Source organism: Clostridium senegalense, from assembly GCF_018916625.1.
Taxonomy (GTDB): domain Bacteria; phylum Bacillota; class Clostridia; order Clostridiales; family Clostridiaceae; genus Clostridium_J; species Clostridium_J senegalense.
In genome coordinates this window covers 20,691-32,482 of sequence record NZ_JAHLNC010000017.1, presented here as the reverse complement: position 1 = coordinate 32,482, position 11,792 = coordinate 20,691, and the positions used below count along the sequence as shown (strand labels likewise).

General features: G+C 25.7%; 15 protein-coding genes. 13 read left to right on the top strand and 2 right to left on the bottom strand.

Annotated elements, in window-relative coordinates:
- The first annotated feature begins 337 nt into the window (after positions 1 to 337).
- From KQI36_RS17070 to KQI36_RS17045, 6 genes are all read left to right on the top strand, one after another.
- Positions 338 to 1,168, top strand: coding sequence for a class I SAM-dependent methyltransferase (locus tag KQI36_RS17070; protein WP_216451942.1), 831 nt, complete (start codon positions 338 to 340; stop codon positions 1,166 to 1,168).
- 117 nt (positions 1,169 to 1,285) lie between these two features.
- Entirely contained in the window at positions 1,286 to 1,855 is a 570-nt protein-coding gene (locus tag KQI36_RS17065; RefSeq protein WP_216451941.1) for a GNAT family N-acetyltransferase, read from the top strand.
- Positions 1,856 to 1,947: 92 nt separating this feature from the next.
- Positions 1,948 to 2,775, top strand: a complete 828-nt coding sequence (locus tag KQI36_RS17060; protein WP_216451940.1) for a DUF169 domain-containing protein — start codon at positions 1,948 to 1,950, stop codon at positions 2,773 to 2,775.
- Positions 2,776 to 2,859: 84 nt separating this feature from the next.
- Complete coding sequence (locus KQI36_RS17055; protein ID WP_216451939.1) at positions 2,860 to 3,246, top strand: hypothetical protein; 387 nt, start codon at positions 2,860 to 2,862, stop codon at positions 3,244 to 3,246.
- An 87-nt stretch (positions 3,247 to 3,333) separates the two neighbouring features.
- Positions 3,334 to 3,918, top strand: coding sequence for a GNAT family N-acetyltransferase (locus KQI36_RS17050; RefSeq protein ID WP_216451938.1), 585 nt, complete (start codon positions 3,334 to 3,336; stop codon positions 3,916 to 3,918).
- 159 nt (positions 3,919 to 4,077) lie between these two features.
- Positions 4,078 to 4,434: a carboxymuconolactone decarboxylase family protein gene (locus KQI36_RS17045; protein ID WP_216451937.1), complete on the top strand. Its 357-nt coding sequence runs from the start codon at positions 4,078 to 4,080 to the stop codon at positions 4,432 to 4,434.
- 80 nt (positions 4,435 to 4,514) lie between these two features.
- On the opposite strand, the gene KQI36_RS17040 is transcribed toward KQI36_RS17045, so the two are convergent.
- Positions 4,515 to 5,186: a helix-turn-helix domain-containing protein gene (locus KQI36_RS17040; RefSeq protein ID WP_216451936.1), complete on the bottom strand. Its 672-nt coding sequence runs from the start codon at positions 5,184 to 5,186 to the stop codon at positions 4,515 to 4,517.
- A 327-nt stretch (positions 5,187 to 5,513) separates the two neighbouring features.
- On the opposite strand from KQI36_RS17040, the gene KQI36_RS17035 reads away from it, so the two are divergent.
- From KQI36_RS17035 to KQI36_RS17025, 3 genes are read left to right on the top strand one after another with little or no spacing between them, the layout of a single operon-like run.
- Complete coding sequence (locus KQI36_RS17035) at positions 5,514 to 6,233, top strand: hypothetical protein (RefSeq protein WP_216451935.1); 720 nt, start codon at positions 5,514 to 5,516, stop codon at positions 6,231 to 6,233.
- Between the two features lie 24 nt (positions 6,234 to 6,257).
- Complete coding sequence (locus tag KQI36_RS17030; protein WP_216451934.1) at positions 6,258 to 6,686, top strand: bis(5'-nucleosyl)-tetraphosphatase; 429 nt, start codon at positions 6,258 to 6,260, stop codon at positions 6,684 to 6,686.
- Positions 6,687 to 6,738: 52 nt separating this feature from the next.
- Positions 6,739 to 7,197, top strand: a complete 459-nt coding sequence (locus tag KQI36_RS17025; RefSeq protein ID WP_216451933.1) for a GNAT family N-acetyltransferase — start codon at positions 6,739 to 6,741, stop codon at positions 7,195 to 7,197.
- Between the two features lie 192 nt (positions 7,198 to 7,389).
- On the opposite strand, the gene KQI36_RS17020 is transcribed toward KQI36_RS17025, so the two are convergent.
- Entirely contained in the window at positions 7,390 to 7,872 is a 483-nt protein-coding gene (locus KQI36_RS17020) for a CarD family transcriptional regulator (RefSeq protein ID WP_216451932.1), read from the bottom strand.
- 320 nt (positions 7,873 to 8,192) lie between these two features.
- Between KQI36_RS17020 and KQI36_RS17015 the strand changes: the two genes are divergently transcribed.
- The 4 genes from KQI36_RS17015 (at position 8,193) to KQI36_RS17000 (ending at position 11,759) form a co-directional block, all read left to right on the top strand.
- Positions 8,193 to 8,798: a peptidylprolyl isomerase gene (locus tag KQI36_RS17015; protein WP_216451931.1), complete on the top strand. Its 606-nt coding sequence runs from the start codon at positions 8,193 to 8,195 to the stop codon at positions 8,796 to 8,798.
- A 343-nt stretch (positions 8,799 to 9,141) separates the two neighbouring features.
- Positions 9,142 to 9,813: a nitrite/sulfite reductase domain-containing protein gene (locus KQI36_RS17010; protein ID WP_010295559.1), complete on the top strand. Its 672-nt coding sequence runs from the start codon at positions 9,142 to 9,144 to the stop codon at positions 9,811 to 9,813.
- Positions 9,814 to 9,910: 97 nt separating this feature from the next.
- Positions 9,911 to 10,342, top strand: a complete 432-nt coding sequence (locus tag KQI36_RS17005) for a MarR family winged helix-turn-helix transcriptional regulator (RefSeq protein ID WP_216451930.1) — start codon at positions 9,911 to 9,913, stop codon at positions 10,340 to 10,342.
- Positions 10,343 to 10,385: 43 nt separating this feature from the next.
- Positions 10,386 to 11,759, top strand: coding sequence for an MATE family efflux transporter (locus KQI36_RS17000; protein ID WP_216451929.1), 1,374 nt, complete (start codon positions 10,386 to 10,388; stop codon positions 11,757 to 11,759).
- Positions 11,760 to 11,792: the final 33 nt, after the last annotated feature.

The window sequence follows — 11,792 nt, the reverse complement described above, 5'->3', positions numbered from 1 at the left end:
ATATATTTAAAAAGTTTATAGAAAAAGAAGCCTCAATAATTTAGTGTTTTTTGGAAAAAATAAAAAATGTTATTAGAGTAATTTATAAGTTGTACAAGCTATAAAAAATTAGTTAAAAAAGGCTAATCTTTATAAATTAATGAACTAAATACTAAAAATTAAAGTATTTAAACCATATTTTTAGTGACGGTCATTAAATATTAAATTAATAGTTATTATAAAATAGTGACAATCATAAAACACTACTAAACATTATATGATTTAGCTAAAATATATAGTGACAGACAATAAGAAAAATATTGTACTATATAAAATAACTAATATTTGGGGGAAGAATATGATTCAAGATAAAAGAGAATTAATAAATCTTTGGGATAAGGTTGGAGGGGATTTTAGTGAGATAGGGCCTAATTATTGGAAGAAATTTGGGAAAAGACTGATAGAGTTATCAGATATAAAGGCAGGGGATTTTGTTTTAGATATAGGTATAGGACATGGAGCATCATTGTTTCCAGCAGCCCAAAGAGTAGGGAAAAAGGGACAGGTTATAGGTATAGATATCTCAAAGGTTATGGTAAATGAAACTAAAAAACAAATTATAAAAGAAAACATAAATAATATAAAAGTATTTCAAATGGATGGGGAGGATTTAGAGTTCAAAAATGAATATTTTAATAGTGTAGTATCAGGATTCAGTATAGGATATATATTTAATGGGGATAAAGAGCTAAATAAGATTCTAAAAGTGTTAAAATTTAAAGGACAATTAGCTTTGAGTTTATGGGGAGTACAAGAAAGTCAAAATTGGTTAACAGATATAATAAATAAGTATTTATTTATTCATAGCAATAAAGTTAAAGATAAAAAAGAAGATGATACAGTATTAAATACTGTGTATGGAGTAAAGAATTTTCTGAAAGGTCTAAATTTAAAAGATATTAAAGTGTATGAAGAAGATAATGAGGTAATATATTTAGATGAAAATCAATGGTGGAGTGAAATGTGGAATAATGCATTAAGAGGTATTTTAGAAAGTATAGAAAAATTAGGTAATAAAAAGTTTGAAAGTTTTAAATTAGATGTAAATAAGACACTGGAAAAATTTAAGACTGAAAAGGGTATATGCTTTAACATGAAGGTGATATATGCATATGGAAAAAAAGAATAGCCTTAATAATTTATTATTAAAAGTAAGTTCTATAAAATATACAAATATACATAAGAAAGGAAGTGGGCTTTTAGTGGGGGTATATAAGTATTTGCATTTTCTCACTAAACATAATTTATGTTGAAGCATAAGGGCACAAAGAATATAAAAACAGAAAGATTATTATTAAGAAAATTTAAAACTTATGATGTAAAGGATATGTTTAAAAATTGGGCAAGCGATAGTGAAGTTACAAAGTTTTTAACCTGGGAACCACATAATAGTATAAATGATACTAAGGTAATTATAGATCAATGGGTTAAGGAATATAAACAGGGTAACATTTATAATTGGGCTATAGAATTAAAAGAAACAAGAAAAGTTATTGGTGGTATTTCTATAGTTAAATTAGAAGAACAACATTCATGTTGTGAAATAGGTTATTGTATAGCTAAAAGTTATTGGAAAAAAGGTATAGCAACTGAAGCATTAACAGCAGTAATTGATTATTTGTTTAAAGTGGTCAATTTTAATAGGATTGTAGCAAAATATGATAGTAAAAATATAGGTTCCGGAAAAGTAATGATTAAAAGTGGAATGAAGTATGAAGGGACTTTAAGGCAAGCTAAAATACGTAAAAATAATAAATTTTATGATTTAGATATATATGCAGTATTAAAATGTGATTGGTTAGAGAAAGATAAGTAATATTAAAGAAAAACTTATTTTATAGCGATTATATAAATTGTATGTATTAAAATTTTAATTTATATTTAGATTAGATATTTAGGAGGGATATTATGCCATTTAAGCATAAATCAATTTCATATGGGCTTCCTCAAGACTCATTTGATAATGAAAAACTAAAGGAATATTGTGAGGATTTACAATGTGCTTTAAATTTAAAAAGAAAACCTGTTGGGATAAAATTTTATTTTACAGAAGAAGATTATAATAATTGTGGTCAAGATGAGCCATCAGGTCCATTGTCATATTGTTGTATAGTTGAAAAAGCTACTCGTGGAAAAAGTTTTAAAGCTAGATTGCAACATTTAAATTGTGATGGTGGAACTACTGCCTTAGGACTTGAAGATTCAACACCACGTATAGAATCTGGTATGGAATATTTTTCATACAACTTATATAGTACTCCAGCAGTGGCTAGAAGAATACGAGAAGGTGTTATGGGATTATATAGAACAGGTGCCAATACATATGGAATTGAAGTAGCGCCATTAGAAGATTTTACCGTCGCACCTGATATAATAATATTTATTGTAAATCCTTATGAAGCGATGAGAATTCAACAAGGATATGTATATCATACAGGAGAAAGAATAACAGCCACTCTAGCAGCTATGCAAGGTATTTGTGCTGAAATTACCGTTGAACCATACCTTACTGGAAAGATGAATATTTCTACATTATGTCCAAGCACTAGGTTTTTAGCTAAATGGGAAGATGATGAAATGGCAATTGGTATACCTTATGAGCAATTTGAAAGTACTGTAAAAGGTATAATAGCTACTATAAATACTACAGATTTAAAATATAGAAAAGAAGAAATAGTAAAGAGATTTGGAAATAAAAATAAAGATGCAGATTTTATAATAATAGATAAATATTAAAATAAGGAATATTAAGGTTATAATCTATAAAGATTGTAAAAAAATTAGTTTTGTGTCTATTTTGGAAATAGGAGATATAAGAGAATGAAAAAAGATAGAAAGACAATACTTGCAAAAATTATATACTTGTTATTTGTAAGTGGAACTATTGGAGCCATATTTATAGTTTATAATGACATAAATAGTAAAATAGCTATAACTTTTATAATTAGTTATGTAATAATAGCCTTTATATTTATTATGTACAATGCAATTATGACAATTCTAAATTCAAGAAAGTTACAAAGAAAAGATTTTAAAATAATATTTTCAAGATTTTGTATATTATTTTGTATATTATGGGCATTAGGTTATGTTTTTGATTATTTTATAAGTAAATCGGGAATAAATTTAATGAAAGAAATTTCAATTGCATTTGGAGCCTCATTTGGCATATGTTTCACAGAAGTTACACTATTAAAAGAAAAATAATTACAATAAAATGTAAAAATTAAAGGACTATTTTATTTAAAATAGTCCTTTATAAGTATATACTATTTAAAACTGAAAGGTATGATAATGGTGAGAATAAGAAAATATAAAAAAGATGATAATTTAAAATGGGTAAGGTGTAGGGTTTTATCATTTTTAGATACTGCTTATTATGATGATGTACTAAAAGAAAAACAACACTATAAAAATTCTTCAATTGAATTAGTTGCAGAAATAGACGGTAAAATAGTAGGACTTATGGATACAGAGTATGAAATAGAAAAAGGGGAAGTTTGTTATAAATCAAATGAGTTAGGTGCAGTAATATGGCATTTAGCAGTATTACCTGAATATAGGAATAAAGGTATATCAACTACTCTTTTAAACCAAACAATTAATATATTGAAGGGAAAAGATATTAAAGTCCTCCAGGCATGGACAAGAGACGATATATGGGTAAATGATTGGTATAAAAAAAGAGGATTTAATTGGAGGGAATCATATTTACATGTTTATAAGGATAGGAAAGATTGTGATAAATATTTTCAGACAAAAATTGAAAATATGGTTATTTGTAGTTGCTTTGCACATTATATAGGTACAAATAAAGAAGAAATAAAAGATACATTTAAAAGAGTACATGAATGCAATTTGTATGAACTTACAATTTAATATACTATTTTAAATATAGAAAAAACATGATGATAAATAAATATTTATTGGAAAATATAATATATATTTATATAAATTGACACATAATGTAGAAAGTGGTATCGTTTACTTAAATGAAAGTTTCAATTTTTTATTATGTTTAATTAGGGGGAGAGTTTAATGAAAAAAAATCCAAGAGAAATGTTAAATGATTTTCAACAAGGGCTAAATGACTTTGGCAAAACTAATTTAACTCATGTTAAAGGTTTTATGAATCTTTTAGGCACTACATATAAAGAAGGTGCATTGTCAACTAAAAATAAAGAGCTTATAAGCGTTGCAATTGCAGCTTATAATCGTTGTGAATATTGCATAGTTTTTCATGTTTATAAGGCTTTAGAAGCTGGAGCTAAAAGAGAAGAAATATTGGAAGCAGCTATGGTTGCAGTGGCTTTCGGTGGTGGTCCAGCTATGGCATATACTGTTACTTTATTAAAGGATTCATTAGACGAATTTGAGAAAGATTTTGCTAAATAAAAATTAAAAATCAATATAATATAAAAAGAACTAGCATACTGTTAGTTCTTTATTTTTGTTTATAAATTATAATGAATATATTATTTTGAAAAAGTGTTTTTAAAGTTTAATGGAGATAATCCAGTTACTTCTTTAAATACATAAGAAAAATAACTTTGTGTTTTAAAACCACAGATGGTAGCAATGTAGTGCATAGAGTAGTTTGTATTAGTTAGTAAATGTTTTGCCTTATACACTCTTAATTTTTTTATATATTCTGTAAATTTGATACCCATATCTTTAGTAAAGCAAAATGAAAGATAGTTTTTACTTACATGAATTTGATTTGATACAAATTCTAAATTGAGATTTTTACTTAAGTTTTCATTTATTATTTCTACAGCACTTTTTAAGACAGTTTTATTGGAGTTTATACAGCAATGAGAAATCTCAAAACTGAAGGTATCTATAACTACATTTCCATATTTTAAAAGTTCACTTTTATTATTTATCTTATCTAAATCCTTAATAAGTTCAAAAGCTGTTGTATGAAGAGTGTATTCTATATCTGTATTTAATGACAAGTTAATATTTAAATAATTTATAAAGTAAACAAGATGATTTTTTATGGAACAAATTTCGAAATTATAAGAGAGTTTTATCTCGTGAAATAGATTAGAAAGTTTTTCATAGTGTTTTTTTGCACCGTCAAAATCTAAAAATTTAATTTTATTACAAATTTCCTTTTGTAACGTTAAATAATCCAAGTTCATAAAAACCTCCAAAATTTTAAATTTACTTATTAAAATAAATAAAATTATAATATATAATAGCGATTGAAAATCATTTTCAATTATAACATAAATTTTGATATTTTAAAATAAAAGAAATTAATAATAACTAAAATATTTTAAAGTTATTGAATAAATTTAAATTGGAGCTTGTTTCCTTATATAAATAAGATGTAATTACTTACTTATATTGTTTTAAAATTTTTTTAACTTTTTCACATTTTAAAGTATTTTTAAAACATTGTGATAAAATATAAAATAACTTTAATTATATATAATCTAAGGACTTAATATTAGAGGGGGAATAATATGGAAATCTGTAGAGCATATAAAGATGAAGTTAGTTATTTAAAGTATGAAGAAAGTTATTTCCATAATACAGCTATTATAGCGAAGTATAAGGGGAATATTGTAGGGGTATTAGAATATAATATTTTGGATTTTAAAACTGCACAGATAGTTAATATAAGTATATTTAATGAAAAGGTTAAAGATGAGGCGTTAAAAGAGTTAGTAGAAGAAATTAGTTATTGGAATCCTTATTTAAAAGAATATATTTATAAAGAGAAAAATGGGAATATTACTGTAAAAGATTTAAATACTTTAGGTTTTATTAAAAAAGAAAATTGGGTTAAGTTAATAAATAATAATATAAAAGTTTTTAAGATATATATGAAAGATATAAAAGTTGAACAGCTTACAGTGGAGCGTGATAAATTAAAAAATGTAGAAAGGTGGATAAAGACTCCTGAAACTATAATTATCACCTATGTTTTAATGAAAGATAAGATTGTTCCTATAGATGGATATTCAAGACTTATTGCAGCATATAAAAAAGGATTTTCTTATGTTTATGGTTATCTGGAAAATGAAAAAGATGTGAATATGGACTTTTTTAAAACCTGTATTAAATGGTGTGAAAATGAAGGAATCTTTAATATAGATGATTTAAGTAAGAGAATAGTTTCAAAAGAAGAACATAAAAAAATATGGGTAGATAGGTGTAGAAAATATTTTGAAAATAATTAGGTGAGAATATAAGGGGTGTTATCTATGAAAGTTGAAAGAAGTTGTGGTGGAATTCTATTTAGAAGAAATAATAAAAAAATAGAGTTTTTATTGGTAAAAAGTATAGGAAGAAGAGGATATTGGGGATTTCCCAAAGGGCATATGGAAAGTGGAGAGACAGAGCGTGACACAGCTTTAAGAGAGATTAAAGAAGAAACTGGATTAAGTAATATTAAGTTATATGAAAATTTAAAGATAACGGATAGATATTCAATAAAAAAAGATAATATAAAGGAAGTTACATTTTTTATAGGGGAAGCATTAAGTTATAATGTAAAAATTCAAGAGGAAGAGATAGCAGATTATATGTGGGGAACTATAGAGAGTTGTCTTGATGTTTTAACTTTTGAAAGTATTAAAAATATGTTAGATTATAGTAATAACTTAATTAGAAAAGAAATAATTACTTATTAATAAGTAATTTAGATAAAAATATATTAAATTGTGAAAGGAACTAAAGTGAAATATGAATTTTATTGTGAAAAAGTTTGATGAACTACAATTAGAAGAACTTTATGAAATATTAAAATTAAGAAGTGAGGTATTTGTTGTTGAACAAAATTGTCCATATCAAGATTGTGATGATAAGGATAAAAAATCATATCATATATTTTTAAAAGATGGTAAAGAGATATGTTCATATGTAAGAGTATTGAATAGAGGCGTTTCTTATGATGAGGTATCTATAGGAAGAGTGGTAGTTAATCCTAAACATAGAAAAGGTGGTTTAGGGAGAAAGAATATGTTAGAAGCTATAGATTTTATTAAAAATGTACTTAAAGAAGATAAAATTAGAATTTCTGCCCAGGAATATTTGATAGAATTCTACAAAAGTTTAGGATTTGAACCTGTTTCAGAAGTTTATTTAGAGGATAACATTCCCCATATAGAAATGTTATGGAATTTAAATACAGCTAACTTGTAATTGGAAAAATAAAAAAAATAAGGGTGTGCAAAATTGTGCATACCCTTTAAATGGTATAAAAATAAACATATTGGTAATAAAATTTAATGATATGCATATAAGAATAAAATGATTTTTTATATGTATGTCTATAAATATGTCAAAATAAATTAGTTTTACAAATATGTTTTATTTTAAGGTTATTTTAAATTTTTAACTGATTATTGATTTTAAAAAAGAAGCTGCTTCTTTTTCACTTATGTTTTTACTTAAAACTATTTCTTCAATTATAAGTTTTTTAGCATTTGTAAGTAATTGTTTTTCACTTGAGTTAAGCGGTTTTTCACTGTTAGCTGTAACTAAAGTAGAGATTACTTCTATTCCTTTTTCGAAGGAACCAGATTTGATTTTCTTCATATTTGTATTGTATCTTTCTTTTGAGTTAAGATTTTCCTCAAAGTCTAACTCGCCATTTTGAGCTTTTAATAATGTTTTTTCTAAATCCTCAGGCTCACATAATAAACGTAAGTTAGAATCAACTATTTTTTTAGCAGGAATCATAAGTTTCATGTTGTTATTTAATATTTTTATTATATAATATTGCTGTTTTTCACCATTAAACTCTTTTTCTTCTATATTTTCTATAATGCCTGGCCCCTGCATTGGGTAAACAACTTTATCACCAATTTTAAACAAATTAAAGGCACCTCCTACAAATTTAAATTAATTTCTTAATATAATTATAACACAATTAATAAAATAGTCAAATTTATAATAATATCACAGCTAAAATGACAATGTCAATAACTTTTTTGAAAAAAATAGTAAAAAGTTTTTATATGTTTTTCAAAAATAAAATTTACATATATATTAAGGTGAAAAATGATTTGTTATATCTGAAATTTCTATAGGTTATTTATATAACATAGGCAAATTGTATAATGTGAAAAGAGGAATAAATAATCTATTTGGTGTAATATCTAAGATGTAATCATTATATGTTTAGGAGGATTATGATGGAAAGACCTTTAGTAGATATGAAAATAAAAAATGGAAAAAATATAAAAATACAATTATATCCTGATAAGGCACCAGAAGCAGTTAAAAACTTTATTATGCTAGCAGAAAAGGGGTTCTTTAATGGTTTGTTTTTTTGGAGAGTAGAAAAAGGTGTACTTATTCAAAGTGGTTGTCCAGACAATGATGGTACTGGAACTTTAGGGTATAGTATTAAAAGTGAATGTAAAGAAAATGGAGTTAATAATGATTTAAAGTTTATAAAAGGAACTTTAGGTCTTGGAAGGTTTGAATTTAACACTGAATGTAGTGAGTTTTTCATAACTATAATAAATAGTCCTCAATTAGATGGAAAGTTTACTGCCTTTGGAAGAGTTATAGATGGAATGGATGAAGTTGAAAGAATAAGTAATGTTCAATGTGAGAAGATTGTATTTTTTCATAAAGCTATAGAAAAAGTATATATTGAAAAAATAACAATAAATACCTTTGGAAAAGAATATGGTATGCCAGAAAAATTGCCAGGATTTACAAAAGAAGAAATGATTAAGAAAAACTATGAAATAATTGATCAGCGTAGAAAAAATGGGATTAAACTTGTTTAGAATTATAGGGTTCCAAGTTGACTTTAAAGACAATCCATTCAAAAACTTGAATACCAAGGATAATGAGATATGCTCAAAAATGCTCAGAATTCAACACTACATTTTGGACAACAATATTTTAAAGTTATTGAATAAATTCAAATGGGAACTTGTTTCCCTATAAAATATTTATTATATATAATAAATGTTTTTAGAAAAATTTTAAAATTTAAAATATTAGAACTTAATATTAATAGATAATTATTTGTAAAAAGTAATGGATATTATTTATAAAAGATAATATAATATACATATATTAGAAATATTATAAATTATAAAGGTAAGTATTTAAGGAGGATTTTTTATGAAAGATTTACTAGAAAAGGGAGCAGTGCTTCAAAGAGATAAAGAAACCTATGCAATAGCTCCTCATTTAACAGGTGGACTTGTTACATCAGAACAACTTAGAAAGCTTGCAGATGTTGCAGATAAATATAATGCATCAGCGATAAAAGTTACAGGTGCTCAACGTATAGCAATAGTTGGTTTAAAAGAAGAGGATATAGACAATGCATGGAAAGATTTAAATATGAACCCAGGCGCAGCTATAGGATTATGTGTGAGAAGCGTTAAAATATGTCCTGGAACAACATTTTGTAAAAGAGGACTTCAAGATTCAGTAGGTGTAGGTGCTAAATTGGATGAAGCATATCATGGTAGAAATTTACCTAATAAATTAAAAATAGGAGTTAGTGGTTGTCCAAATAGTTGTGCAGATAGCCATACAAGAGATATAGGACTTATAGGTGGACCTAAAGGATGGTCTGTTTATATTGGAGGAAAAGGTGGAGTTAAACCAAGACTTGGTGATAAACTTTGTATGAATGTAAGTGAAGAGAAATTGTTTGAATTAGTAGAAGAAATAATAAAAGTATATGATGAATATGCTACAGGAAAAGAGAGATTAGGTGACTATATAGATAGAGTTGGATTAGAAGTTATTAAAGCTAAACTATCTTTAGATAAATTTATATAATTTAAAAATAAAATGGTTGCAATGGAAATTCATTGATGTTAAAATAGTTGCGTTAGCAACTATTTTTTATTGTTTAAATTTAAAAAGAGAGGTATTTATGAAAGAAAAAAATAATTGTGAATCTTTAGGAAAGTATATATCTGAACTTTATAGGGTTCAAAATAGTTATCTTAGTAAACGATTTACTAAATTAAATATAGGTGCAGGACAATACTTATTTTTATTGCATCTTTATAAGTATAGAGGAGTAACGCAGGAAGAACTTACTGAAATGCTGAAAGTGGACAAGGCCACAACTACCAGAGCTATAAAGAAGTTAGAAGACAATGGGTATGTAATAAGAGATAAAAGAAAAGAAGATAAAAGAGCATATAATGTGATACTTACAAAAAAGGCTTTAAATATAGAACCAAAGTTTTTTGAAATTTTAGATGAGTGGAAAAATAAACTTAAAGAGATTTTAACTGAAGAAGAAGAAAATACACTTTTAAAATTACTAAAAAAAATATCTATTAGCAATTTAATTTAGTAGTTATGTTATTAGATACTAATAAAAATAAAGGAGGAGTTTTATGAATCATCAAAATAAATTAGGTGAAGAAAAAGTATTTAAGTTACTTTTAGAGTTTTCGGTACCTGCCATAATAGGTATGATTGTTAATACTCTATATAACATAATAGATAGGATGTATATAGGGCATATACCGGAAGTGGGAAATTTAGCCATTACTGGTGTATCAATTACTATGCCAATAATGACTATAATGCTTGCCTTTGGTATGCTTGTTGGTATAGGAACTTCGGCAAAGATTTCTTTAAAACTTGGACAAAATGATAAAGAAAGTGCTGAAAAACACTTAAGTAATGCATTTACATTGTTAGTTATAATAAGTATTTTAATCACAATTTTTGGACTATTGTTTATGGATAAACTATTAGCAATATTTGGAGCCAGTGAACAAACTTTAGTTTTTGCTAGGGAGTACATAGAAGTTATATTTATAGGTACAATATTTAATATGTTAAGTTTTGGATTAAATCATTCCATAAGAAGTGATGGTAATCCTAAAATTGCTATGTGTTCTATGCTAATAGGGGCAATTACCAATATAGTTTTAGATCCTATATTTATATTCACTTTTAATATGGGAGTTAGAGGTGGTGCTATAGCAACTGTTATATCACAAATTGTAACAACTATATGGGTATTATATTATTTTATAAAAGGTAAAAGTGTATTAAAAATAAGAAAAAAATATTTAAAATTGGATAAAACAATAGTTTTAAGTATTTTTGCAATTGGAATTAGTCCTTTTAGTATGCAAATTGCTCAAAGTGTAGTACAAGTAATAGCAAATAATTCCCTAAGAAAATATGGTGGGGATAATGCAATTGGGGCAATGGGTATAATATCAAGTATATCTATGATTTTTTTAATGCCTGTGTTTGGCATAAATCAAGGTTCACAGCCTATTATAGGATTCAATTATGGCGCTAAGAAATATAAAAGAGTAAAAGAAACTGTAAAATATGCGGTTTCTGCAGCAACTGTTTTAACAGTTACAGGATTTTTAGCAGTTCAATTAATTCCAAATGTACTTATATCAATGTTTAATAGTGATCCAGATTTAATAAATATAGGTGTTAGAGGTTTAAGGGTTTATCTTATGATGTTCCCTATATTAGGATTCCAAATAGTGAGCTCAAACTTTTTTCAATCAATTGGTAAAGCGAAAATTTCTATGTTCTTAAGTTTGTTAAGACAAGTTATAATATTAATACCATGTATGATAATACTTCCAATGAGATTTGAATTATTAGGAGTTTGGATGTCTGGTGCAGTATCAGATTTGGTAGCTGCAATTATAACAGGAATTATATTTTTTAAGGCAATGAGAAATCTTAAAGAAAAAAAAGAATTGGATATTCAAAAAGCATATAGATAAGTTTAGGTAAAATGAATAATAAATAGAATAAAA